The organism is Tropicimonas sp. IMCC34011, from assembly GCF_003390865.1.
Taxonomy (GTDB): Bacteria; Pseudomonadota; Alphaproteobacteria; order Rhodobacterales; family Rhodobacteraceae; genus Tropicimonas_B.
The window spans coordinates 615,702-641,144 of record NZ_QMEJ01000001.1 but is presented as its reverse complement, the minus strand read 5'-3'; the positions used below and the strand labels follow the sequence as shown (position 1 = coordinate 641,144).

At 68.3% G+C, this 25,443-nt stretch carries 21 protein-coding genes; 18 read left to right on the top strand and 3 right to left on the bottom strand.

The genetic code is table 11. The annotated features are described in order from the left end of the window. The 11 genes from DQG15_RS03065 to recN all read left to right on the top strand — a co-directional run bounded on the left by DQG15_RS03065 (window position 1) and on the right by recN (window position 13,443). Window positions 1-1,125 carry a UDP-N-acetylglucosamine--N-acetylmuramyl-(pentapeptide) pyrophosphoryl-undecaprenol N-acetylglucosamine transferase gene (locus DQG15_RS03065; protein WP_116082630.1) on the top strand — a complete coding sequence of 375 codons (1,125 nt, stop codon included), beginning with the start codon at window positions 1-3 and terminating at the stop codon, window positions 1,123-1,125. An 18-nt stretch (window positions 1,126-1,143) separates the two neighbouring features. Further along, window positions 1,144-2,565, top strand: a complete 1,422-nt coding sequence (murC, locus tag DQG15_RS03060) for a UDP-N-acetylmuramate--L-alanine ligase (protein WP_116083711.1) — start codon at window positions 1,144-1,146, stop codon at window positions 2,563-2,565. Between the two features lie 5 nt (window positions 2,566-2,570). Continuing rightward, window positions 2,571-2,852, top strand: coding sequence for a DUF2484 family protein (locus tag DQG15_RS03055; protein WP_116082629.1), 282 nt, complete (start codon window positions 2,571-2,573; stop codon window positions 2,850-2,852). A gap of 60 nt (window positions 2,853-2,912) precedes the next feature. Continuing rightward, window positions 2,913-3,848, top strand: a complete 936-nt coding sequence (gene murB, locus DQG15_RS03050) for a UDP-N-acetylmuramate dehydrogenase (protein WP_232830690.1) — start codon at window positions 2,913-2,915, stop codon at window positions 3,846-3,848. 154 nt (window positions 3,849-4,002) lie between these two features. Continuing rightward, window positions 4,003-4,890 carry a D-alanine--D-alanine ligase gene (locus tag DQG15_RS03045; protein WP_116082627.1) on the top strand — a complete coding sequence of 296 codons (888 nt, stop codon included), beginning with the start codon at window positions 4,003-4,005 and terminating at the stop codon, window positions 4,888-4,890. Further along, window positions 4,887-6,107 (top strand): cell division protein FtsQ/DivIB, encoded by a 1,221-nt coding sequence (locus DQG15_RS03040; RefSeq protein ID WP_370454165.1) that lies wholly within the window; start codon window positions 4,887-4,889, stop codon window positions 6,105-6,107. The genes DQG15_RS03045 and DQG15_RS03040 overlap by 4 nt, the downstream gene beginning before the upstream one ends. Beyond that, window positions 6,104-7,438: a cell division protein FtsA gene (ftsA, locus tag DQG15_RS03035; RefSeq protein ID WP_116082626.1), complete on the top strand. Its 1,335-nt coding sequence runs from the start codon at window positions 6,104-6,106 to the stop codon at window positions 7,436-7,438. The genes DQG15_RS03040 and ftsA overlap by 4 nt, the downstream gene beginning before the upstream one ends. A 273-nt stretch (window positions 7,439-7,711) precedes the next feature. Next, window positions 7,712-9,457 (top strand): cell division protein FtsZ, encoded by a 1,746-nt coding sequence (gene ftsZ, locus DQG15_RS03030; RefSeq protein ID WP_116082625.1) that lies wholly within the window; start codon window positions 7,712-7,714, stop codon window positions 9,455-9,457. A 307-nt stretch (window positions 9,458-9,764) separates the two neighbouring features. Next, window positions 9,765-10,685, top strand: coding sequence for a UDP-3-O-acyl-N-acetylglucosamine deacetylase (lpxC, locus tag DQG15_RS03025; protein WP_116082624.1), 921 nt, complete (start codon window positions 9,765-9,767; stop codon window positions 10,683-10,685). Between the two features lie 164 nt (window positions 10,686-10,849). Beyond that, complete coding sequence (locus tag DQG15_RS03020) at window positions 10,850-11,701, top strand: outer membrane protein assembly factor BamD (protein ID WP_198665054.1); 852 nt, start codon at window positions 10,850-10,852, stop codon at window positions 11,699-11,701. 92 nt (window positions 11,702-11,793) lie between these two features. Next, window positions 11,794-13,443: a DNA repair protein RecN gene (gene recN, locus DQG15_RS03015; RefSeq protein WP_116082622.1), complete on the top strand. Its 1,650-nt coding sequence runs from the start codon at window positions 11,794-11,796 to the stop codon at window positions 13,441-13,443. On the opposite strand, the gene metG is transcribed toward recN, so the two are convergent. Both metG and DQG15_RS03005 read right to left on the bottom strand, forming a co-directional pair. Beyond that, entirely contained in the window at window positions 13,444-15,165 is a 1,722-nt protein-coding gene (gene metG, locus DQG15_RS03010) for a methionine--tRNA ligase (protein ID WP_116082621.1), read from the bottom strand. Between the two features lie 221 nt (window positions 15,166-15,386). Continuing rightward, the gene (locus DQG15_RS03005) at window positions 15,387-15,620 is read right to left on the bottom strand and encodes a DUF1127 domain-containing protein (RefSeq protein WP_232830689.1); all 234 of its coding nucleotides are present in this window, start codon (window positions 15,618-15,620) and stop codon (window positions 15,387-15,389) included. Window positions 15,621-15,726: 106 nt separating this feature from the next. Between DQG15_RS03005 and DQG15_RS03000 the strand changes: the two genes are divergently transcribed. The 3 genes from DQG15_RS03000 (at window position 15,727) to hisN (ending at window position 18,238) form a co-directional block, all read left to right on the top strand. After that, on the top strand, window positions 15,727-16,641 hold the full coding sequence (locus DQG15_RS03000; protein ID WP_116082620.1) for a LysR family transcriptional regulator: 915 nt from the start codon (window positions 15,727-15,729) through the stop codon (window positions 16,639-16,641). A gap of 313 nt (window positions 16,642-16,954) precedes the next feature. Continuing rightward, entirely contained in the window at window positions 16,955-17,323 is a 369-nt protein-coding gene (locus DQG15_RS02995; RefSeq protein WP_116082618.1) for a helix-turn-helix domain-containing protein, read from the top strand. A 69-nt stretch (window positions 17,324-17,392) separates the two neighbouring features. Beyond that, on the top strand, window positions 17,393-18,238 hold the full coding sequence (gene hisN / locus DQG15_RS02990) for a histidinol-phosphatase (RefSeq protein WP_116082617.1): 846 nt from the start codon (window positions 17,393-17,395) through the stop codon (window positions 18,236-18,238). A gap of 122 nt (window positions 18,239-18,360) precedes the next feature. Here hisN and guaD read toward each other — a convergent pair whose 3' ends face one another. Then, window positions 18,361-19,665, bottom strand: a complete 1,305-nt coding sequence (guaD, locus tag DQG15_RS02985) for a guanine deaminase (RefSeq protein ID WP_116082615.1) — start codon at window positions 19,663-19,665, stop codon at window positions 18,361-18,363. 119 nt (window positions 19,666-19,784) lie between these two features. Between guaD and mgtE the strand changes: the two genes are divergently transcribed. From mgtE to dnaG, 4 genes are all read left to right on the top strand, one after another. Then, the gene (mgtE, locus tag DQG15_RS02980; RefSeq protein ID WP_116083704.1) at window positions 19,785-21,179 is read left to right on the top strand and encodes a magnesium transporter; all 1,395 of its coding nucleotides are present in this window, start codon (window positions 19,785-19,787) and stop codon (window positions 21,177-21,179) included. Beyond that, a complete protein-coding gene (locus DQG15_RS02975; RefSeq protein WP_232830688.1) occupies window positions 21,167-21,727 on the top strand; it encodes a 5-formyltetrahydrofolate cyclo-ligase in 561 nt (186 codons plus the stop codon). The genes mgtE and DQG15_RS02975 overlap by 13 nt, the downstream gene beginning before the upstream one ends. A 52-nt stretch (window positions 21,728-21,779) precedes the next feature. After that, window positions 21,780-23,279 (top strand): 2Fe-2S iron-sulfur cluster-binding protein, encoded by a 1,500-nt coding sequence (locus DQG15_RS02970; RefSeq protein WP_116082613.1) that lies wholly within the window; start codon window positions 21,780-21,782, stop codon window positions 23,277-23,279. Window positions 23,280-23,398: 119 nt separating this feature from the next. Next, a complete protein-coding gene (gene dnaG, locus DQG15_RS02965; RefSeq protein ID WP_116082611.1) occupies window positions 23,399-25,420 on the top strand; it encodes a DNA primase in 2,022 nt (673 codons plus the stop codon). The last annotated feature ends 23 nt before the right edge of the window (window positions 25,421-25,443 follow it).

The window sequence follows — 25,443 nt, the reverse complement described above, 5'->3', positions numbered from 1 at the left end:
ATGGATGCGGCACCCCTGATCGTCATCGCCGCCGGCGGAACCGGCGGCCACATGTTCCCTGCGCAGGCGCTGGCCGAGGCGATGCTGGCGCGCGGCTGGCGGGTCTCGCTCTCCACCGACCCGCGCGGCGCACGCTATACCGGGGGCTTTCCGCCCGAGGTCGAGATCCAGCGCGTCTCCTCGGCGACCCCCTCCCGCGGCGGATTGCTCGGGAAGGCGACGGTCGGCCCGTGCGTGGCCGCCGGAACGCTGAGTGCCATGACCCGGATGATGCGCGATCGCCCCGCGATCGTGGTGGGCTTCGGCGGATACCCCGCGATCCCTGCCATGGCGGCGGCGACGGCCTTGCGGCTGCCGCGGATGATCCACGAGCAGAACGGCGTTCTCGGCCGGGTGAACCAGATCTTCGCGAAACGAGTGAATGCGGTCGCATGCGGGACCTGGCCGACGGAGCTGCCGGAGAACGTCGAGGGCGTCCATACCGGCAACCCGGTGCGCGCGCGCGTTCTGGAGCGGGCCGAGGCGGCCTACATTCCGCCGGGGGACTACCCGATGTCGGTGCTCGTCATCGGCGGATCGCAGGGTGCAAAGATCCTGTCCGACGTGGTGCCGCCGGCCATCGCCGCGCTGCCGCTTGAGACGGTGCGCAACATCCGCGTCGCCCATCAGGCGCGCGGCGAGGATATCGAACGGGTCGCCACGTACTACGCCGAGCACGCGATCGATGCCGAGGTCGAGCCCTTCTTCGACGACCTGCCGCGCCGGATGACGGAGGCGCAGCTCGTGATCTCCCGCGCCGGCGCCTCCTCGGTCGCGGACATCTCGGTGATCGGGCGCCCCTCGATCCTCGTGCCGCTCGCCGCTGCGATCCGCGACGAGCAGAGCGCCAATGCCCGCGGTCTCGCCGATGCCGGCGGCGCCATCGTGATGCCGGAGCGCCTGTTCGAGGTCGACGTTCTGTCGGAGCAGATCTCCGCCGTGCTGTCGAACCCGGCCGCGGCGCTCGAGATGTCCCGCGCGGCACTGTCGCAGGGACGACCTGACGCCACCGACCGGCTGGTCGAACTGGTGCTCGAATTGACAGGGGAAACAACCTCTGCTCAGGGACAGAAGGACACTGAATAAATGGACGGAAGCCTGCTGATGAGCCCCGCGACGAAGCTGCCGACCGATGTCGGACCGATCCACTTTGTCGGGATCGGCGGGATCGGGATGTCCGGCATCGCCGAGGTCCTGTTGACCCACGGATACCGGGTGCAGGGCTCTGACCTCAGGGCGAGCCCGATCACCGAGCGGCTCGAGGCGCTCGGCGCCCGCGTCTTCATCGGTCAGTCGGCGGACAACCTGGAGGGTGCGGAGGTCGTCGTGATCTCGTCGGCCATCAAGTCCGGCAATGCCGAGCTCGACGAGGCGCGGCTGAGGGGTCTGCCGGTGGTTCGCCGGGCGGAAATGCTGGCCGAGCTGATGCGGCTGAAGTCCAACGTCGCCATCGCCGGCACCCACGGCAAGACCACGACGACGACCATGGTCGCCACGCTTCTCGACGCCGGCGGGATCGATCCGACCGTCATCAACGGCGGGATCATCCACGCCTACGGCTCCAATGCACGGGCGGGGCAGGGCGAGTGGATGGTGGTCGAGGCCGACGAGAGCGACGGCACGTTCAACCGCCTGCCGGCGACGATCGCTGTCGTGACCAATATCGACCCCGAGCACATGGAACACTGGGGCACGATCGAGAACCTCCGCCAGGGGTTCACCGATTTCGTCTCCAACATCCCGTTCTACGGCCTCGCCGTCTGCTGCACGGACCATCCCGAGGTCCAGGCGCTGGTCGGGCGGGTGACGGACCGCAAGGTCGTCACCTTTGGCTTCAATGCCCAGGCGGACGTCCGGGCGGTGAATCTGACCTATCGCAAGGGCGTCGCCTGCTTCGACATCGCCCTGCGCTCCGAGGAGAAGGTGATCGAGGGCTGCACCCTGCCGATGCCGGGGGATCACAACGTCTCCAACGCGCTCGCCGCCGTCGCAGTGGCGCGGCATCTCGGCATGAAGACCGATGAGATCCGCAGCGCGCTGGCCAGCTTCGGCGGCGTCAACCGGCGCTTCACCCGCGTGGGCGAGGTGAACGGAGTAACGGTGATCGACGATTACGGCCATCACCCGGTCGAGATCTCGGCCGTCCTCAAGGCCGCGCGTCAGGCCAGCGAAGGCCGCGTCATCGCGGTGCACCAGCCGCATCGCTACTCGCGCCTGCATTCGCTTTTCGATGACTTCTGCCACTGCTTCAACGAGGCCGACGTGGTCGCCATCGCCGAGGTCTACGGCGCGGGCGAGGACCCGATCGAGGGCGCCGACCGCGATGCGCTGGTCCAGGGGCTGATCCGTCACGGCCATCGCCATGCCCGCGCCATCGTCTCCGAAGATGATCTCGAGCGGCTGGTGCGGGAGCAGGCCGGGCCGGGCGACATCGTCGTCTGTCTTGGGGCGGGCACGATCTCGACCTGGGCGAACAACCTGCCGGATCGCCTCTCCCGCGACGCGGTCGCGCAGGCCGCGGGCTAGGTCCGGTGGCCGGCGCTGCCCTCCTTGCCGGTTTCCTCTGGATGCTGGCGAGCCAGGTCGCCGGAATGCTGCCCTCGCGCCGCAGACACTGGCCGGCCGCGATCATCCTGATCGCCACCGGCATCCCGCTTCTGGGATGGATCACGTTCGAGACGGGGCCGCTCTTCGGCCTTCTCTTCCTGATCGCCGGGATCTCCGTCCTGCGCTGGCCGCTCTATTTCGCCGGCCGCTGGACGGCGAGCCGGGTCGCCGGGCGCAAGGGCGAGGCGGGGGCCGGGGGCGAGTGAGCGCCTGTTTTCGCCGCCCTCACGGGCGGCGTGCCTCCGGCGGTGGGTATTTGAAGAAAGATGAAGAGGTCCGAGATGGAGATGCCCGAGGTACGCGGCCAGCTCGAGGAGCGCCGGACGATGGCCGATCTGACATGGCTGCGCGTGGGCGGCCCGGCGGACTGGTTCTTCCGTCCCGCCGATGTCGAGGATCTCTGCGCCTTCCTGTCTGCCCTGCCGGATGATGTACCCGTCTTCACCATGGGTGTCGGCTCGAACCTGATCGTTCGCGATGGCGGGATCCGCGGCGTGGTGATCCGCCTCGGTCGCGGCTTCAACGGGATCGAAGTGGACGGGGATCGCGTCGTTGCCGGAGCGGCGGCGCTCGACGCCCATGTCGCGCGCAAGGCGGCCGCGGCGGGGCTGGACCTCACCTATCTTCGCACCATTCCCGGGGCGATCGGCGGCGCCGTGCGGATGAACGCCGGCTGCTATGGCACCTACACCGCGGATCGGCTGGAGAGCGTCCAGCTGGTCCTCAGGGACGGCACGCGCGAGACGCGGAATGCCGAGGCGCTGAACTTCGCCTACCGTTCGAGCGAGCTCCCGGAGGGCGCCGTGATCGTCTCCGCGACGTTCCGGGCGCCCCGCGGCGAGGCGGATGCGCTCGAAGCGCGGATGTCGGAGCAGGTCGCGGCGCGGGATGCGTCCCAGCCGGTGAAGGCGCGTTCGGCCGGCTCCACGTTCCGCAATCCGGCCGGATTTTCCTCCACCGGACGGGCAGACGACGTCCACGATCTTAAGGCCTGGAAGGTGATCGATGAGGCCGGGATGCGCGGTGCGCGCCGCGGCGGCGCGGTGATGAGCGAGAAGCATTGCAACTTCCTGCTGAACGAGGGGGACGCCACGGCCGCCGATCTCGAAGGTCTGGGCGAAGATGTGCGGAAAAAGGTTTACGATTCCAGCGCAATAACATTAGAGTGGGAAATCATGCGGGTCGGAGAACCCGGGGCCTGACAAAAGGCGGCATCTAACGCCGCAGGATGGCCGGTAACGAGGACAGTGCGGGGCCGATACAGGCGCGGCCCCGGTTTTTTAGAGACAAAAAGGGCCATTCGATAAGGCCCGTGAACACGAGGCGGGCGGTTTGTCGGGCAGGGCATCCCCCATAGTGGCGGTCCTCAAGGGAGGACTCTCGGCGGAGCGCGATGTCTCGCTCTCCTCGGGGCGTGAATGCGCAGCCGCGCTCAGGGGCGAACAATTCGAGGTGGTCGAGATCGATGCCGGCGCGGATATCTGCGCCCGGCTCGAGGAGCATGCACCGGACGTCGTCTTCAATGCCCTTCACGGGCGCTGGGGCGAGGACGGGTGCATTCAGGGCCTGCTCGAGTGGATGCGCCTTCCCTATACCCATTCCGGCGTCCTCACCTCCTCCCTCGCGATGGACAAGGAGCGCACCAAGGACGCCTATCGCGCGGCGGGGCTTCCCGTCGTCGAGAGCCGGCTTGCGACGCGTGACGAGATCATGGCGGGGCATGTCCTGCCGGTGCCCTACGTGGTAAAGCCGTACAACGAGGGATCCTCGGTCGGCGTCTACATCGTGCGGGACGGGACCAACGGGCCCACGCTCGGTGCCGCCTCCCCCGCGGTCATGATGGTCGAGGCCTTCGTGCCGGGCCGCGAGCTGACCGTGACGGTGCTGAACGGCAGCGCGCTCGGCGTGACCGATATCGTCACCGAGGGCTGGTACGATTACGAGGCGAAATACGTTCCGGGCGGGTCCCGCCACGTTGTTCCCGCCGAGATCCCCCGCGAGATCGAGGAGGCCTGCCGCCATTTTGCCGAGGCCGCGCATCTGGCGCTTGGCTGCCGCGGCATCTCCCGCACCGACTTCCGCTGGAACGAGGCGCTCGGCCTCGAGGGGCTGGTGCTTCTGGAGACGAACACGCAGCCCGGCATGACCCCGACATCGCTGACCCCCGAGCAGGCGGCCCATGCGGGCATTCCTTTCGGAGCGCTCTGCCGCTGGCTCGTGGAGGATGCCTCGTGCGACAGATGAGGAGCGAACCGGGCTTTCGCGGCGCAGGGAGCCGGACGCCGTCCCCTGGCGCCGGCGACGTACCCGAAGCGGGCTGGTCCGGTCCGGACTGGGCGCCGTTCCGCGGGCCGGAGCCCGAAGAGGACGATATCTGGGTGGAGGCGCCCGACGAGGACGCCCTGCTGGAGCCCTTGGGTGACAACGCCGAGGTCTGGAACGAGCCGGACTGGACCGAGCCCGAGCATAGCGGACCCGGCTGGGCCGGTCCGGGGGCCGTGTCGCTGGAGCCGGCTGCCGCGGAGACCGGCCGCGCGCCCCGGCGCCAGGCCGGACGGCGCGGGCTGCGGGGCCTCTTCGGCGCGCACACAAGCGACGAGGAACGCCGCGATCCGGCGCCGTCGCGACTTGCCTACAAGATGGAGCGTCTCTGGCTGCGTCCCGGGCTGCGCCGCCTGGTGCGGATCGGACTGCCGATGGCGGCCTGCGCCATGGCCGCGAGCTGGTACTTCTCGGACGAGACGCGGCGCGCCGAGGTTGCATCCTACGTGGTGACCACGCGGGACTGGGTGCAGCAGCGCCCCGAGTTCATGGTCGAGATGCTGGCGGTGGACGGCGCCTCGCCAGAGCTGACGCAGGCGGTGCGGGAGGCGACGCAGGTGGACCTGCCGCTGTCCTCCTTCGATCTCGATCTCGACCGGATGCGCGCCGATATCGAGGCTCTCTCGGCGGTGCGCGAGGCGCAGCTCAGGGTTCGTCCGGGCGGCGTTTTGCAGATTGAGGTGTCCGAGCGTGAGCCGGCCCTGGTCTGGCGCTCCCGCAAGGGCCTGTCTCTGCTCGATTCCGAGGGCGTGCGGATCGCCGGGATCGAGGAGCGGGGCGACTGGCCGGCGCTGCCGCTCATTGCAGGGGACGGGGCGAATGACGCCATAACCGAAGCGATGAACCTCGTGGCGGCCGCGCAGCCGCTTCAGGAGCGCTTCCGCGGTCTGGTGCGGATGGGTGAGCGGCGCTGGGACGTCGTGCTCGACCGCGGCCAGCGCATCATGCTGCCGGAATCGCAGCCGGCGCAGGTGCTCGAGCGCCTGATCGCTCTCGACGAGGCGCACAAGATTCTCGAGCGGGCCGTGACCCGTGTCGACCTGCGCGATCCCGCGCGTCCGACCCTGAGGGTCGCGGCCGCGTCGATCGACCAGCTCCGGGCCATCATGGCCGGGTCCATCCAGAAGGTGAGCGAATGACCGACCTCTACCAGTCCCAGCGAATGATGCGGCGCATGCGGCAGCAGGCGCTTGATCGCGGCGTTATCGCGATCCTGGATGTCGGTACGTTCAAGATTGCCTGTCTCGTACTGCGCTTCGACGGCGAGACGCGCTTCCGCGAGAGTGACGGGATCGGGTCCCTGGCAGGGCAGGCGGGGTTCCGGGTGATCGGGGCTGCGACCACGCGCTCCCGCGGCGTGGCCTTCGGCGAGATCGAGACGATGAACGAGACCGAGCGGGCGATCCGCACGGCCGTTCAGGCGGCCCAGAAGATGGCGGGCATGCGGGTCGATCACGTCATCGCCTGCTTCTCCGGCGCCCATCCGCGCTCCTACGGTCTCGAGGGCCGCATCGATCTTGACGACAGCGTGGTCGAGGGCGGCGATGTCGCGCGGGTCCTGGCGGCCTGCGACGTTCCCGATTTCGGGCACAACCGCGAGGTTCTGCACGCTCAGCCGGTCAACTTCTCGATCGACCATCGCTCCGGTCTCGGGGATCCGCGCGGGCAGATGGGCAATTCGCTGTCGGCGGACATGCACCTGCTCACGGTGGACACCCAGCCGATCCAGAACCTGCTGTACTGCATCAAGCGCTGCGACCTCGAACTCGCGGGTCTCGCATCTTCGGCTTACGCGGCCGGTATTTCAGCGCTGGTCGAGGACGAGCAGGAGCTGGGGTCGGCCTGCATCGATCTCGGTGGCGGGACGACGGGCCTCTCCGTCTTCATCAAGAAGCACATGATCTATTCGGACGCGGTGCGCATCGGCGGGGACCACGTCACCGTGGATATCTCCAAGGGATTGCAGATCCCGCTGTCCACCGCGGAGCGCATCAAGACGTTCTACGGCGGCGTCGTCGCCACCGGGATGGACGACCGGGAGATGATCGAGATCGGCGGCGATACCGGCGACTGGGAGCATGACCGGCGCACGGTCAGTCGCGCCGAGCTCATCGGCATCATGCGACCGCGTGTGGAGGAGATTCTCGAGGAGGTCCGCGCCAGGCTCGATGCGGCCGGCTTTGACCACCTGCCGGCGCAGCAGATCGTCCTCACCGGCGGCGGCAGCCAGATTCCCGGTCTCGACGGGCTTGCATCCCGCATCCTGGGGCAGCAGGTCCGGCTCGGCCGTCCGCTGCGTGTCCAGGGTCTGCCGCAGGCGGCGACGGGCCCGGCCTTCGCCAGCTCCGTCGGGCTCGCGCTGTTCGCCGCGCATCCGCAGGACGAGTGGTGGGATTTCGAGATTCCATCCGATCGCTACCCGGCCCGATCGCTGAAGCGCGCGGTTCGTTGGTTCCGCGACAACTGGTGACCGCAGGATCTTGCGTTGATCCACCTCCACGGGCGGCGAACACTTGCCGCCTGCACCATATTTTGCAGTCGTACTGCGTTTTTCGGGTGACGCCGGGATCGTGACCGCGTAAGATTCTCTTAATCCACTGGACAATGCCCTTTCGGCCACACCTGGCCCCGGGCTGACGGGGAGACGGGGGCAGAGATCCTTCGGGTCGCGAAGACCAAAAGGCAACGAGAACAGGGCCAGAATGCCGGGGCGGGCAGGGTCCGGAAAACAGGCGGAGCGGACATGACACTCAACCTCAGCATGCATGACAGATCGGACGAACTGAAGCCGCGTATCACGGTCTTCGGTGTCGGCGGTGCGGGCGGCAACGCTGTCAACAACATGATCGAGAAGAACCTGCAGGGCGTGGAGTTCGTGACCGCGAATACCGATGCCCAGGCGCTGTCCCAGAGCCAGGCTGCGGCCCGCATCCAGATGGGTGTGAAGGCGACCGAGGGTCTCGGCGCCGGTGCGCGGCCCTCGGTGGGCGCGCTTGCCGCGGAGGAGACGATCGAGGAGATCGTCGATCATCTCGCCGGGGCGCACATGTGCTTCATCACGGCCGGCATGGGCGGCGGCACCGGGACCGGCGCCGCGCCGATCATCGCGCAGGCCGCGCGTGAGCTCGGCGTCCTGACGGTGGGCGTCGTGACCAAGCCCTTCATGTTCGAGGGCGGCAAGCGGATGCGGCAGGCCGAAGAGGGCGTCGAGCGCCTTCAGAAGGTCGTCGATACGCTGATCATCATTCCTAACCAGAACCTCTTCCGTCTGGCCAACGAGAACACGACGTTCACCGAGGCCTTCGCGCTTGCGGACGACGTGCTCTACCAGGGCGTGAAGGGCGTGACCGACCTCATGGTCCGTCCGGGTCTCATCAACCTCGACTTCGCCGACGTCCGCGCCGTGATGGACGAGATGGGTAAGGCGATGATGGGCACCGGCGAGGCCGAGGGCGACGAGCGCGCCAAGCAGGCCGCCGAACGCGCCATCAACAACCCGCTGCTCGACGAGATCAGCATGGCCGGCGCCAAGGGCGTCCTCATCAACATCACCGGCGGCGAGGATCTGACCCTCTTCGAACTGGACGAGGCCGCAAACGTCATCCGCGAGCTGGTGGACGAGGAAGCCAACATCATCATCGGCTCCACCCTCGACCCCGAGATGCAGGGCAAGATGCGCGTCTCCGTCGTCGCCACCGGCATCGATGCGGTGGTCAAAAGCGACATCCCCGTTCCGCGCCGCTCCCTCGCCGCGCCGCTCCAGCAGCCCCAGCAGGTTGCCGAGCCGGAGTACGAGGAGGTCCAGGAGCAGGACCACTACTACGAGGAAGCGCCGCGCCCCGCACCGGTCCGTGCCGTCCGCGAAGAGGCCCCGGCCTTCCGCGCCGCCCCGCGTCCCGCGCCGGCGCCCGCACCCGAGCAGTCCTATGACGACGAGGAGGCCGGCGGCCCCTCCCTCTTCGAGGGAATCGGCGACGACGAGAACGGCGATGACGGACTGCCCGCTCCGGCGTACAGGCCGGCGGCCCGCGCTCCGGAGCCGGCGCCCCGCCGCGAAGCGCCTCGTGGCAATGCCGACGTTCCGGGCGAGGCCTTTGTCGCGCCCAAGGCCGGCGGCCGCGGTCAGCCCTCCCCGGAGGCCATCGCCCGGCTTCAGGCCGCGGTGAACAAGGCCGCTCCCCGCGCCGCGCAGGGCACCACGCCCCGTCCGCAGCCGCAGGTTCAGGCCCGTCGTCCGCAGCAGGCGTCCGATCAGCCGCAACAGGCCGCCGGCGATCGCCAGCGCTTCGGCATCGGCAACCTGATCGGGCGGATGTCCGGCCATGGTCATGAGGGCGGCATGCCGCAGGACCGCGGAACCGCCGCGACCGCGCGCCAGCAGCCGCCGATGGAGCGTCAGCAGTTCGAGCAGGCCTACGAGGAGGACGAACCGTCCACCGAGCAGGAGAAAATCGAGATCCCCGCGTTCCTGCGTCGCCAGGCCAACTAAGCACCACGTACACATCAACAGGGAAAGGGGTCGCCATGGGCGGCCCCTTTTTCACATTGCGATCAGAGAATTAGCCTCCGCCGCCCGGTGCCTTGCGAAGTGTCGCCGATCCGTTCGGCCCGGTGTTACAAGCGGTCACAATCTTTGAGTTGTAGACTGGCCTCCCCCCTTTTACCTCAAATGCACTGCCCGAAGTGGGTTCGGGCCCGGCGTGCCGCAAAGGCACGACCTCATCGAGAGAACGGCGGCGCCACAAAGAGCGCCACTTGAGCATAAGCCGTTCCGGACACTGGCGTGCGAGGCTGCGATGCAGACGACACTTCATGCGAACGTGACGCTCGACGGCGTCGGCCTTCACTCCGGCGCGCCTGTTCGCCTGACCCTTCGCCCGGCCGAGGCCGGGACCGGCATCCGGTTTCGTCGCGTCGATGTTCTGCCGACGCTGGCCGACATTCCCGCACGCTGGGATCTCGTCGAGCCGACGCCGCTCTGCACCCGCCTCGTGAACGAATCCGGCACCTCCATCTCCACCGTGGAGCACGTCATGGCGGCCCTTGCTGGCTGCGGTGTTCACAACGCCGTCGTAGAGGTTTCCGGACCGGAAGTCCCGATCCTCGACGGCAGCGCGGCGCCGTTTGCCGAGGCGATTCTCGATGTGGGTCTGGTGGAGCTGGATGCGCCGCTCAAGGCGCTGCGGATCCTGCGGCCTGTGGAAGTGCGCTCCGGCGCCGCCCGCGCGAGGCTGGCGCCCGCCGATCACCTCCATATCTCGTTCGACATCGATTTCCCGGACCGCGCAATCGGCGCGCAATCCCGCAGGCTCGACATGGCCAACGGCGCGTTCCTGCGCGAGCTCTGCGACAGCCGCACGTTCTGCCGCGCCGCCGATGTCGAGGCGATGCGAGCCCGCGGTCAGGCGCTCGGCGGGACCTATTTCAACGCCGTCGTGGTTGACGGAGAGCGGATCCTGTCCCCCGGCGGTCTGCGCCACAGGGACGAGCCCGTCCGCCACAAGATGCTCGACGCGCTCGGAGATCTCGCACTCGCCGGCGCGCCGATCCTCGGCGCCTACGAGGGCGTCCGTGCGGGGCACACGCTGACGAACCAGCTCCTCCGCCGGCTCTTCTCGGTTCCGGGCGCGGTGGACATCGTGACCTGCGATGCCGGCACCCTGCACAAGTTGCCCGGGGCGGGGGTGCGCGCCTCCGATCTCAGGGCAGTTGCCTGAACGCCGCACGCCTCGCGCAGCTGCGATCCCGAAATGCCGGGCTATGGCTTTTGCTCCCCAAATCTTCTGTGCTAGACGATGCGGGCGCTGATCGGGCCGAGCCAGGGCCGGCGTGCGATGAAGCGATGTTTCCGGGAGACGGACCAGATGACGGAGCGGCGCTCATGAGTATCGGAACGCGCGCGACTCGGCTCGCATCCGTGATTGCCCTTGCCGCGGCGCTCGGCGCCTGCGGGCAGGAGCGTGGCGTCTTCTCGAGCCGTCAGGTGCCGCTCGAGAATTTCGGCCCCGAGGAGATCTACCAGCGCGGCGAGGCGGATCTGCAGGACAAGGACTACGAGGACGCGGCCGAACTCTTCGCGGAGGTCGAGCGACTCTATCCGTATTCCCAGTGGGCGCGTCGCGCGCTGATCATGCAGGCCTATTCCTATCATCTGGACCGGGATTACGAGAATTCCCGCGGCGCCGCGCAGCGCTACATCCAGTTCTACCCGGCGGAGGAGGATGCGGCCTACGCGCAGTATCTCCTCGCGCTGTCCTATTACGACCAGATCGACGAGGTCGGCCGCGACCAGGGCCTGACCTTCCAGGCGCTGCAATCGCTCCGCACCGTGATCGAGGTTTATCCCGACAGCGAGTATGCCCGCTCCGCGATTCTCAAGTTCGACCTCGCCTTCGACCATCTCGCGGCGAAGGAGATGGAGGTCGGTCGCTACTACCTGCGCCGCGATCACTTCACGAGCGCGATCAGCCGCTTCCGCGTCGTCGTCGAGGAATTCCAGACGACCACGCATACGCCCGAAGCGCTGCACCGTCTCGTGGAGGCGTATCTCTCGCTCGGGCTCGAGAAAGAGGCGCAGACCGCCGGCGCGATCCTCGCCTACAACTTCCGGTCGACCGAGTGGTACGAGGACAGCTACCGTCTGCTCGTTGAGCGCGGGCTGAAGGCCGAGGCGCAGGGCGACAGCTGGTTGCGGCAGATCTATCGCCAGACCGTCAAGGGCGAGTGGCTCTGATCGGGTAGGCCCCGACGCCCGCGCGACCCTTCGTTCAGGGGGTGCGCGCGGGATCTTTCATGTCCCGCCGCAGGGTGCGATAGATCGCCCCGATGCTGCGCTCACTCGACATCCGCGATCTTCTGATCATCGACAGGCTGGAGCTCGATTTCCGGTCCGGCCTCAACGTGCTGACCGGGGAGACGGGGGCAGGCAAGTCCATCCTCCTCGACGCGCTCGGCTTCGTTCTGGGCTGGCGCGGTCGCGCCGAGATGGTGCGCCCCGGCGCATCCGCGGGCGAGGTGGTCGCGGTGTTCGATCTCCCGGAGGGCCATGCCGCGCGGGCCGTTCTGGACGAGGCCGGATTGCCGGTCTCCGATGAACTCATCCTGCGGCGCGTGAACGCGGCCGACGGGCGCAAGACCGGCTACGTCAACGACCGGCGCGCGAGCGGCGAGGTGCTGCGCGCTCTGTCGGACACCCTCGTGGAACTGCACGGACAGCACGACGACCGTGGCCTCCTGAACCCCCGCGGCCATCGTGGCCTCCTCGATGACTTTGCGGCGTCAGGTGCGGAGCTGGCGGCCGTCCGCGTCGCCTGGCGCGCCCGGCGGGACGCCGAGGCGGCGCTTACGCGGGCGCGCGAGGAGGCGGACACGCTGAAGAGCGAGGAGGAGTTCCTGCGTCACGCCGTCGCCGAGCTGGACAAGCTCGATCCCCAGCCCGGCGAGGAAGCCGAACTCGACGGGCGTCGCCGCGAGATGCAGGGCGCCGAGCGTGTCCGCGAAGACATCACCCGCGCGCTTGCGGCGGTCTCCGGTGATGGCGCCGAGGGCATGGTCTCGGATGCTGCGCGTTGGCTCGATGGCGCCTCCGAGGGGGCTGGCGGGCGTCTCGACGGAGCGCTCGAAGCGCTCACGCGGGCGGCCGACGCCTTGAGCGAAGCAGAGCAGGGGATCGAGGCGGCGCTCGACGCGATGAGCTACGATCCGCGCGAGCTGGAGGCGGTCGAGGAACGGCTGTTCGCGATCCGCGGTCTTGCCCGGAAGTATCAGGTGCTGCCGGACGACCTTGGCGGGCATGCCGCCGATCTTCGCGGCCGTCTCGCCGCGCTCGACGCCTCCGAACGGGGCCTAGAGGATCTGGAGAGGGCGTTGAAGGATGCCGAGGCGTCCTTCGATGCCGCCGCCGGGACACTCAGCGACATGAGGCGTGCGGCGGCCGAGCGGCTGGACGCTGCGATGGCGGCCGAGCTTGCGCCGCTCAAGATGGAGCGGGCGGTGTTTCGCACGGTGATCGAGGCCGGGGAGGCGGGGCCGGACGGGCGCGACGCGGTGACCTTTACCGTGGCCACGAACCCCGGCGCCCCGCCGGGACCCCTGAACAAGATCGCCAGCGGCGGCGAACTCTCACGGTTTCTCCTGGCGCTGAAGGTCTGCCTGACGGGTGGCGGCGCCGGGATGACGCTGATCTTCGACGAGATCGATCGCGGCGTCGGCGGGGCGACGGCGGATGCGGTCGGCCGGCGGCTCGCGGCTCTGTCCGAGCGGGCGCAGGTCCTCGTCGTCACGCATTCCCCGCAGGTCGCCGCACGCGGCGCGCATCACTGGCGGGTGGAGAAACGCGTCTCGGACGGGATGACGCTCTCCACCGTGGTGCCGCTCCGCGGGGAGGAGCGCACCGACGAGCTCGCGCGCATGCTGGCGGGGGACATCGTGACCGACGAGGCCCGCGCCGCGGCACGGGCCCTTCTCGGCGCCTGATCAGTCGCGTTTGCCGGCGAAGGTGACCTTCCACTCCTCGCGTTGATCGTCGTCGATCTTGGCAAAGAGCGTGTCCGGCACAACGAAGCCCTGACCTGCTGGCAGACGGAGGAGCGCCTGCTCCATGTCGGTCGGCCACTTCGTCTCCTCGGTCCGAAGCGCTTCGAGCAGCTTTGCCGAGGCGTCCGGAATGAAGGGGGCGGAGATCACGGCATAGACGCGGATGAGGTTGAGCGCGAAGCGAATGTCCGCCGCCGCGCGACCCGGGTCCTCCTTGAAGGTCGACCAGGGGGCCGCGTCCTGCAGGAACTCGTTGCCGGCCACCCACATCGCGCGCAGCTCCGCCGCAGCGCGACGGACCTCGATCGCATCCATGTGCTTGCAGTAGGTCTCGAGACGCTCCTGCAACTCGGCGACAAGGGCGCGGCCGCGCTCGGTGATCTCTTCGCCGCCCTCCGGAACTTCTTCGCCGAACTTGGAGCGGCAGAACTTCGTCACGCGGGAGACGAAATTGCCGAGCACGTCGGCCAGGTCCTTGTTCACGCCTGCCTGGAAGGAATCCCAGGTGAATTCCGAGTCCGACGTCTCGGGCGCGTGGGACAGGAGCCACCAGCGCCAGTAATCGGGCGGCAGCAGGTCCAGCGCCTGATCCATGAAGATGCCGCGACCCTGGCTCGTGGAGAACTGGCCGCCGTCATAGGTCAGGTAATTGAAGGACTTGATGTAGTCGACGACCTTCCAGGGCTCGCCCGATCCCATGATCGTCGCAGGGAAGGAGAGGGTGTGGAAGGGCACGTTGTCCTTGCCCATGAACTGAACGTAGCGCACGTCGTCCGCGCCCTCGTCGGTCCGCCACCAGCGCCACCAATGCTCCTCGTCGAGACCTTGCGCATCGGCCCATTCGGCGGCGCAAGCGATATATTCGATGGGCGCGTCGAACCAGACGTAGAAGACCTTATTCTCCATGCCCGGCCACGGCTCGCCGCCTCTGGCGACCGGAACGCCCCAGTGGAGATCGCGGGTGATGCCGCGGTCCTGGAGCCCGTCACCGTCGTTCAGCCATTTGCGGGCGATCGAGGTGGTCAGGATCGGCCAGTCGGACTTGCTGTCGATCCATTCGGCCAGGTCGCCCTTCAGCTTGGACTGCAGAAGGTAGAGGTGCTTCGTCTCGCGGACCTCCAACCTCGTGGAGCCGGACAGCGAGGACCGGGGCTCGATGAGGTCCGTCGGCTCGAGCTGCTTGGTGCAGTTCTCGCACTGGTCTCCGCGTGCCTTGTCGTACCCGCAATTGGGGCAGGTGCCCTCGATGTAGCGGTCGGGCAGGAAGCGGTCGTCGTCGATCGAGAAGACCTGCCGCTCGCTGCGCTCCTCCATCAGGCCGTTGTCGGCGAGCGCCCCGGCGAAATGCTGGGTCAGCCGGCGGTTCTGCATCGAGGATGAGCGGCCGAAATGGTCGAAGGAGAGGCGGAAGCCCGCGGCGAGCTTGGCCTGCACCCGGTGCATCTGGTGGCAGTACTCTTCGACGGGCATGCCTGCCTTGGTCGCCGCGATCTCGGCCGGTGTGCCATGCTCGTCCGTGGCGCACAGAAACAGCACCTCGTGTCCCCGGGCGCGGGCGTAGCGGGCATAGAGGTCCGCCGGAAGCTGGCTGCCGACGAGGTTGCCGAGATGCTTGACGCCGTTGATGTAAGGAATCGCGGAAGTAATGAGAATGCGCGTCATGAATGCTGGCCTTCGGGCACGGGGTCGGGTCCGCGCCCCCTCTAGCTCAAGCCTGCGCGGGGCGCCAGCGCCGGGCCTTCCAAATGCAGCGGCGTCCGGGCCGGCCGGGCTGACCGGGAAGCCCCACGGATCACATCGTGGACATGAAAAAAGGCGCGGAGCGGCCCCCGTGGGTGGGGCTGCCCGCGCCTTTGGCTCGCAGATCGGGGCTTGGCCCTGGATCAGTAGTGCCAGCTGGAGGGCACATCCCAGATCGGGCGGGAGGCTTCCTGCATCGCTTCGTGCCGGGTCAGGCCCAGATCGGCGAGGCGGGACTCGTCCAGACCGGACAGCTCGCGGCGCTGGCGGCCGAGCGCGAAGAGGTCGAACAACGTCCGGAACGGATGCCGGCGGCCGAGGGAGGCGAAGGGAAGGCGGGAGAGGGTCGACTGGGCGTGCATGGTGCGGACTTTCATCTGGCGACGTCGGGAGGCGTCGAATTCGTTTTCGGGGCTGTATCTGTCTGCTCTTGTGCTATCGTTCAAACGAATGTTTATGAACCGAAGTATCACGGAAATTGATATGCCGCGAAATCTCGACATGACCGCCCTGCGTTCCTTCGTGGCCGTGGCCGATAGCGGCGGGGTCACCAGGGCCGCGGGTCTGCTGAACCTGACGCAATCCGCCGTGTCCATGCAGCTCAAGCGGCTGGAGGAAGGGCTGGGCCTGTCGCTCATGGATCGCTCCCGCCGCGGCATCGCGCTCACGGCAGAGGGCGATCAGCTCCTTGCCTATGCGCGGCGGATGGTGTCGCTGAACGACGAGGCAATCGGTCGCCTGACGTCGCAGGAATTCGAGGGCGAGGTGACGCTCGGCGTTCCGCACGACATCGTCTATCCCTTCATCCCGCAGGTGCTCCAGAAGTTTGCCGCAGCCTATCCGAGGATGCGGGCGAACCTCCTGTCGCTCTACACGCGTCAGCTTCAGGACCTCTACCGCCGCGGGCAGTGCGGGATCATCCTGACCACCGAGCAGGAAATCATGGAGGGCGGCGAGGTGTTGTCCGACACGCCGCTGTCCTGGGTCGGGGCGCGTGGCGGGCAGGCCTGGCGACGGCTGCCCCTCCGCCTCGCCTTCGCCCGGTCCTGCATCTTTCGCAGCGAGGTCGTCGATGCGCTCGACCGTGCGGGCATCCCCTGGGAGATGGCGGTCGAGGCGGAGAGCGAACGGGCGATCGAGGCGACGGTCAGTGCCGATCTGGCGATCACGGCCGACCTCGAGGGGACCGCGCCACCCTTTCTCGAACGCATTCCCCATGGCGGTGCGCTGCCCGAGTTACGCAGCTACCACATAAACCTCTACGTCTCCGAAGTGATCCGCGGCAAGGCGGAGCTGGCGCTCGCCGATCTGGTGCGGGAGGCGTACCGGAACCCCGTGGCGAACCCGGCCGTGAACACGGCCCAGACGGACCTCCTGCCGGTCGCTGAAAACCCGTGACCTGGCGCGAGTCGCCGTATGCGGGAGTAGCCAATCCGCCAAAATCGGTCACGTGCGCTCAAGTTCGATCGGCGCTGAGATTAGTTTTGCGAAATAGAAAGCAACTGCCAGTTGACACTTGCTTTACGCACATAACTTCGCATTTTGCAAATTTTTAGCTAGTACGTTGAAGTTTAACAAAACATAGTTGATGAAAAAGCTTGCCAGAGACCTGACCTTTTCGGCATGTATTAATTGAGTTCATCCTAAGGGATAATGTTGTCAGCTCGGGTCGTGCCCGGGGATGACGTATTACAGTTGTAGCGAGGCAGTAGTGACACATCCGGTTGATATACATGTGGGCAAGCGCGTCCGGCATCGTCGTTGGATGATCGGCATGACCCAGCAACAGCTCGCCGAGAAGGTGGGCATCAAGTTTCAGCAGATCCAGAAGTACGAAACGGGCATGAACCGCGTCAGCGCGTCCCGCCTGTTCGACATCGCGCAGGTTCTCGGCACGGATGTCTCCTTCTATTTTGATGGCCTCGAAGGCGCCAGCGGCCCGGACAGCGCCAAGAGCACGACGCCCGACGTGCTGGCCGACAAGGAAGCCATGGATCTCGTCCGCACCTATTACGCTATCCCCGAAGCCCAGCGGCGCCGCCTGTTCGACCTCGCCCGGGCCCTCGGCCAGGCTGCCTGATCGGGCCCGCCGCGCCCCCATATGTCCCAGCCGCTTGACCGATCTCGCGGCCGGGCGTACCGCGGTTCCATGACCAGCACAGAACAGACGACGGCCCGTTTCGGCGGGGCCGCCGCATCCTCCGAGCTGAGGCGCGTTGCCGCTGAACTTGCGGAGGCCGCACGCGAGGCGATCCTGCCGTATTTCCGTGCGCCCGGTCTCGTGGCCGAGTCCAAGGAGGCGGATGCCTTCGATCCCGTCACCGCCGCCGATCGCGCCGCTGAAACCGCCATGCGCGACATTCTGAACCGCAGGCGCCCTCAGGACGGCATCCACGGCGAGGAGTTCGGCAAGCAGGAGGGAACGAGTGGCCTGACATGGGTGCTCGATCCCATAGACGGCACGCGCGCCTTTCTCGCCGGAGCGCCGAGCTGGGGCGTGCTGATCGCCCTGTCCGACGAGGCCGGCCCGATGTTCGGGATGATCGATCAGCCCTTTACCTCCGAGCGGTGGGAGGGTGCGGCGGGCCTTGTCGCGACCCATTCCGGGCCGCAGGGCGCGCGGGAGCTGCGCGTGCGGCGGGAAACGGATCCCGCCGGTGCGATCCTGATGACCACCTTTCCCGAGGTCGGATCACAGGAGGACGCCGCGGCGTTCGCCCGCGTCGCCCGCGACGTGAAGCTGACGCGCTACGGCCTCGACTGCTATGCCTATGGTCTCCTCGCGCTGGGGCAGATCGACCTTGTCATCGAAGCGGGGCTGAAAGCCTACGACATCTGCGCACCGATCGCCGTGATAGAGGCGGCCGGAGGGATCGTGACCGACTGGCAGGGTGGGCCTGCCCATGAGGGAGGCCGGGCACTGGCCGCCGCGACACCCGAACTCCATGCCTGGGCTATCGAACGGTTGGCGGACGGGGCGGGACAAGCCTCCTGATCGAACGCGCATTTGCGCGCCCGTTCGGCATTCGCCCGGCGACCTCGCGGAACGCGCCGGCCGGGAAACACCGTATCTTTTCGAAATCCGGATAGTCCGCGCGGGAGGCTCACGCCCGCCGCTCAGCCGTTACAGGGCGGGAACATCCTGCGACCGGCGACATAGGTGGCCGCCGTTGCCCGGTCGTCGCCCATCATGATCGTGGGGAAGACCGCATCCCAGATCGTCTCCGCCCCCCCGGCGCGCTGCGCGATGGCGGGGGTTGAGGCGAGATCGAGCACGACGAGATCTGCATCGGATCCCGGCGCGAGTGTGCCGATCCGATCGGGCAGACGCATGGCCGCGGCGGATCCCGCGGTCGCAAGCCAGATGAGCTCGGCCGGGTGGAGCGGCGTTCCGGTCAGCTGGCCGATCTCGTAGGCCGCTGCCATGGTCCGCAGCATCGAGAAGGAGGAGCCGCCGCCGGTATCGGTGGCCAGGCCGACAATCTGGCCCTCCGCCTTGGCCGGCGCCATGCCGAACAGGCCAGAGCCGATGAAGGCGTTCGACGTCGGGCAGTGGATGAGGGCGGCGCCCGCTTCCCTGAGGCGATCCCGCTCGCGATCCTCGAGGTGGATGGCATGGCCGAAGAGTGCGCCCTCCCGCACGAGACCATGCGCCTCGTAGGTGTCCAGATAATCCCGGGCCTCCGGGTGCAGCTCCTTCACCCAGGCAATCTCGTCCAGCTGTTCGGAGAGGTGGGTCTGCATCAGGCAATCCGGGTTCTCCGCCCAGAGCGCGCCGAGCGCCTCGAGCTGTTCGGGCGTAGAGGTGGGCGTGAACCGTGGCGTGATGACGTAGCGCGCGCGGCCCCTGCCGTGCCAGCGGGCGAGAAGGGCGGCGCTGTCGTCATATGCGGACCTGGCGTCATCGCGCAGCCCATCCGGCGCGTTGCGGTCCATGCAGGTCTTCCCTGCGGCGACGGCCATGCCGCGCCGTTCGGCGGCGCCGAAGAAGGCGTCCACCGAGGCGGGATGAATCGTGCAGTAGGAGCAGGCGGTCGTGGTGCCGTTCGCGATCAGCAGATCGAGGTAGCGTTCTGCGATCTCGTCCGCATAGGCCGGATCGCCGAACCGCATCTCCTCGGGGAAGGTGTAGGTGTTCAGCCAGTCGATCAGGCGCTTGCCCCATGAGGCGATGATCGCCGTCTGGGGATAGTGGACATGCGCATCGACGAAGCCCGGCAGGATCAGCCCCCGCCCGTGATCCTCGATCGTCGCCCGGGGCGCGCGGGACCTCAGCTCATCGGCGGGGCCGGTGGCGAGGATGCGACCGTCCTCCACGAGGACACCGCCATGGGCGTCGAATCGGCTGGCCGCGTCCGGCGTGCTGCCGAAGGGGTCCGACTGGATGTCGAGCACCTGCCCGAGGATGAGTGTCTGTGTCATGAGGGGGACATTATGGCTCTCCAGCGGCGGGCGAAAGGGATGCCGGCGGGTTCAGGTTGCTCCTGCCACAGCCGGCCCTATTGTCGCCCCTGACCGCGCAGATCCGGGGGCGCTCCATCATGGCTGACGACATTCTTACGCCGGAGGCTTCCGATGAGCGGGAGGCCGGCCAGTACACGCTGGACGGGCCATTCACGCGCAATGTCCTCGAGGCCGTGGAGGTGGAGGATGCGGAGCGCCTGGCCGAGCTCCTCGAGCCGCTCCACCCGGCCGACATGGCCGACCTTCTGGAGCAGATCGAGGGCTGGCAACGTGCGGATCTCTTGCGCGTCTACGGCGGCCGGCTGGACGGCGCCGTGCTCAGCGAGCTGGACGAGAGCCTTCGCGAGGAGGTGATCCACCTCCTGCCGCCCGACGTGCTCTCCGAGGCGGTGCGCGAACTCGACAGCGACGATGTGGTCGATCTCGTCGAGGACCTCGAGGGCGAGCAGAAGGACATGATCCTCGAGGCACTGTCCGCCTCGTCCCGCGCCGCCGTCGAGCAGGCGCTGACCTACCCCGAGTTCTCCGCAGGCCGCCTGATGCAGCGCGAGATCGTTCGCGCGCCGGAGCATTGGCGTGTCGGCGAGGCGATCGATTTCCTGCGTGCCAACCCGGACAATCTGCCGGACCAGTTCTACCACGTCGTTCTCGTCGATCCCCGGATGCGGGCGGTGGGGCAGGTGGCTATCGGGAAGATCCTCGCGTCTCGCCGAGGCACACTTCTGCGCGACATCGTGGAAGAGGATTTCCGCACCGTGCCCGTCGATCAGGACGAGGGCGAGGTGGCCTATGCCTTCAACCAGTATCACCTGATCTCCGCCCCCGTGGTCGACGAGGAGAAACGCGTCGTCGGCGTGATCACCATCGATGACGCGATGGTGGTGATGGACGAGGAGCACGAGGAGGACATCCTGCGCCTCGCCGGTGTCGGCGAGACGCGGATTTCCGACCGGGTGGTCGACACCACGCGCCGCCGTCTTCCCTGGCTGGCGGTGAACCTCGCGACGGCGATCCTCGCCTCCCTCGTCATCGCCCAGTTCGAGGAGGTGATCGCGCAGGTCGTGGCGCTCGCCGTGCTGATGCCCATCGTGGCCAGCATGGGCGGTAATGCCGGCACGCAGGCGCTGACAGTCGCGGTCCGAGCGCTGGCCACAAAGGATCTCACCGGCTCCAACGTCTTGCGCATCGTGCGAAGGGAGGCGGCGGTCGGCCTGATCAACGGGGTGATCTTTGCCATCCTGATGGGCGCGGTGGGGATCCTCTGGTTCGGCGATATCGGGATCGCCTACGTGATCTCGGCTGCGATGGTCATAAACATGCTGATGGCGGGGCTTGCGGGGATCCTGATCCCGCTCCTGCTCGACAAGGCGGGGGTCGATCCCGCGCTGGCCTCCGGGACCTTCGTCACGACGGTTACGGATGTCGTGGGCTTCTTCGCGTTCCTCGGTCTGGCGGCCTTGTGGCTGCTCTGACGAAGGCCGAGGCGCGGGCGCGGGCCGGCGGGGCGCGGGACGCGGCGCATCGTTCGGGCGCCGGCCCCCTTGTGTCGGCAGCGCTCGTTGAGTGTCTCGCGAGCGAGGCGGGCCGCGTGATCGCGGGCTACATGCCGATCCGCTCCGAAGCCGATCCGCTGCCCGCGATGACGGCCCTTGCAGCGCGAAACCGGATCTGCGTGCCCGTCGTGGTCGGCCCGGGAGAGGCATTGCGCTTTCGCGAATGGGTGCCGGGATGCGCGCTCGAAAGGGGGCCCTTCGGGGTCGAGGTGCCGGCCGGTGGCGCGGATCTTTCCCCAGATCTTCTGATCGTGCCCATGCTCGCCTTCGACGCACGGCTCTACCGCCTCGGTTACGGCGGCGGGTTCTATGACCGGACGCTCGAGGCGCTGCGCAAGACGGGGGCGCCGGAGGCGGTGGGCCTCGCCTATGCCGCGCAGGAGCTGACGGAGCTGCCGCTCGAGCCGACGGATCAGCCCCTCGACCGGCTCGTCACCGAGCAAGGGGCCAGGCGGCCTTTACCGTGAACCTCGCGTTAACGTCTCCGGCCCATGCTCGGAGAGACCTAAAGGAGATCCCATGCGGCTGGAAACGGGCGGTCTGATCGACCGGACGACGCGCATCACGTTTCGCTTCGCCGGCAGGACCTATCAGGGCCATCCCGGGGATACACTTGCCTCTGCGCTGCTGGCGGCCGGTGTGCGCGTCGTCGGGCGCTCGCCGATCTACCGGCGTCCGCGCGGTCTCGCTCGGCTCGGGCCGGAAGAGCCGAACGGCATTGTCGTGGTGAAAGGGCGGGCGATCCGGGCGACCGAGCTTGTGCTGAGCGAGGGGTTGGACGCCTCACCGCTCGATCGCAGCGCATGGCGCATCGGCCGGCGTGCCGAGGTGCGCGCGCCGGACGAAACGAGCGTCGACCCGGAGGACATGTCCTGCGATGTCCTCGTCGTCGGCGCGGGGCCAGCGGGCCTCATGGCCGCGCGCGTTGCGGCGGAGGCTGGCGCCAGTGTCCTTCTGGTCGAAGCGGATGCGAGGCCGGGTGGATATCTCCTTGGTGAGCGCGAAACGGTCGGCGGCAAGTCCGGGGCGGACTGGGCGGCGGAGGAGGTGGAACGCCTGTCGCATCAGGGCGCTCGGGTCCGGTTCGGATGGCGCGTCACTGCGGCCGGCGGCGACCGGGTGAGGGCGGTCGAGCGGTTGCCCGATGGCACGCCCCGGCCGTGGCGCATGGACGCGCGGGCACTGGTTCTGGCCTGCGGCGCGTCCGAGGAGCCGGAGGTTTTTCCCGGCAACGACCGTCCGGGCATCCTCAGTGCAGCGGCCGTGCGCATGGCGCTCCACCGGTTCGGGGCGGCGCCGGGCACCCGGATCGCGGTTTACGGCGATGGGCGGGAGGCACGGCGGACGGCCATCGATCTCGTGGCCGCCGGGATCGAGGTGCCGGCGCTGATCGACCCGTCCTACGGGCCGCCGGACGGCGCGGACCTGCCGGAGGGCGTGCCGCTCCTGACCGATACGGAGATTGCCGGCACGAAAGGGCGCCGCGGTCTGACGGCGCTGCTTCTGACAAAGCGGGGGGAGACCCGGTCGAAATCGCTCAGGGTCGACGCGCTCGCGGTCTCGGGGACTTGGGCGCCCCGGCTCACGCTCGCCCGGGAGCGGGGTGCCACGCCGGGCTGGAGCCGCGATCTGATGATGTTCCTGCCGCAGCCTGCCGCCGGTCCGGGCTGGGCCGCGGCAGGCGCGATGGCGGGAGCCAAATCGACTGCGGAGTGCCTCGCATCGGGGCGTGACGCGGCGTGCGCCGTCCTTGCATCGCTCGGGCGGACGGCGGCGGATGTCCCACTTCCGCAGGCGCCCGCGGAGGCGGACCCGCCGAGACCGCCCCGTTTCGCACCACTGAAGGGACGCGCCTTCGTCGATCTGGCACGGGACATGACGACCGCGGACGTGCGGTTCCTCGCCTCCAAGGGGCGTGCTCTGCCTGCGCCTCCCTCCCTCCTGGCCCTGAGCTACCTGTCGCAGGCCTCCGGCATGGGTATCGAGGAGCTGGCGGCGAAGATGGACCCGGGCCCGTAGAACCGCGCGCCCGGCCCGCGCTGAAATCGTGATTTCCAGCCCGGCCCCGCACCGCGATAGACCGCAGGTCACTCCCGGATCCGCTTCCAGAATCGCGCCGGGCATAGGATAGTTTCGCGATGGCCCTTCCGGACGGATTCCTCGACGAGCTTCGCGCCCGCGTCAGCCTCTCGCAGGTGGTGGGCAAGAAGGTCCTGTGGGACAAGCGCAAGTCCCAGCAGGGCAAGGGGGACTGGTGGGCGCCGTGCCCGTTCCACCAGGAAAAGACCGCCTCGTTTCACGTCGATGACCGCAAGGGGTTCTACTACTGCTTCGGGTGCCAGGCGAAAGGCAACGCCTTCACCTTCGTGCAGGAGACCGAGAATGTCGGCTTCATGGAGGCGGTGGAGATCCTCGCCCGGGAGGCCGGGATGGAGGTCCCGAAGGGCGATCCGAAGGCGCAGGCGCGGGCCGACCGGAACACCCGGCTGAGGGAGGCGGTGGACGCCGCCGCACGCTTCTATCGCACGCAACTCTCGACCGCTGCCGCCGCCGAAGCGCGGGCCTATCTCCAGCGGCGGGGCGTGAAGGCGGAGACGCTGGAGCGTTTCGGCATCGGCTATGCTCCGACCGGCCGCACCGCGCTTGCCGACGCGCTGACCGGCCGCGGCATGGAGGCGGACCTGCTGGTCGAGGCCGGCCTCTGCCGCCGCTCGGAGCGGGACGGCTCGCTCTACGATTTCCTGAGGGACCGCATCGTCTTCCCGATCCGGGACGGGCAGGACCGGGCGGTCGCATTCGGGGGACGGGCGATGTCCGCCGATGCGCAGGCAAAGTATCTCAACACCTCCGAGACGCCGATTTTCGACAAGGGCGCCGGCCTCTACAACATCGCGCCGGCCCGGTCCGCGGCGGGGCGCTCGGGCTCCCTGATCGTCGCCGAGGGCTACATGGACGTGATCGCGCTCCATGAACACGGCTTCCCCGCCGCTGTCGCCCCGCTCGGCACGGCGATCACGGAAGCGCAGCTCGCCCTGATCTGGCGGATCTCCAGCGAGCCTGTCGTCGCGCTCGACGGGGACACGGCCGGTCTTCGCGCCGCCTACCGCCTGATTTCCCGCGCGCTTCCGATGCTGGAGCCGGGGCGGGAACTGCGCTTCGTCCTGCTGCCGGAGGGCAAGGATCCCGACGATCTGCTGCGGTCCGAGGGCGGACCGGAAGCGATGGGGGAGCTGATCGGCAAGGCCCAGCCGATGGCGAAGCTCCTGTGGCGTGAGAAGACGGAGGGGCTCGTCCTCGACAGCCCCGAACGGCGCGCCTCCCTCGACCGGGATCTGCGCGCCGTGCTCGACGAGATCCGCGACCGCTCCATCAAGATGCACTATGCGGAGGAATTCCGCCGGCTGCGCGCCGACCTCTACGGCTACGGCCATCCCGGCGGACCGGATGGCTCCGGATCCGGCGCGTCGCCGGAACCCCGTGGGCTGCCGCCCGCGTCAGGTTTCCAGAAGCGTGGCGGTGCGTGGAAAAAGGGCACCGCGCCGCTTTTGCCGTCGACGGAGCAATCCCGCGCGTCGCTTCTGGCCTCCGGCGCGGAGGGCGTGACGGACCGGCTTCGGGAGGCGGTGATCCTCGCGACGCTCATCCACACGCCGGTCCTGATCGACGAATTTGCGCATATTCTCGAGGAGTTCGAGTTCCGCGGGCAGGGCCATGCCGCCATCGCCGCGAGCCTTTTGCGGGTGCCGCCCGGGGTCGATTCCGAGGGCGTGCTCATCCACCTTCGCGAGGAGGTGGGAGCGCGCGGCCTTGAAACGATGCTGTCACCGCGCCATGTCCAGATCGCTCCCTCGGTCCGCCGGGCCGGGGATGCCGAACTCGCGCGGGCCTGCCTGACCGAGGAACTGGCCAAGCTCGGGGCCGCGCGTGGCATGGCCCGTGAGATGGCGGAAAGCGTGGCCGCGATCTCGGGGTCCGCCGGCGAGGGCCTCGACTGGCGCATCGCCCAGGCCGCCGATGCCGTCCTGCGGGCGGCGAGTGCGGGCGAGGGCGGCCGCTCGGAGCTGGAGACCGCGCCCAACGGGGCGCGACTGGATCGACGTGAGAAGGATGCGTTGCAGGAACTGTTGCGCCGAATCGGATACGAGGGAACGGGACCTTAGTCCGAATCGGTCAACGTATTGGA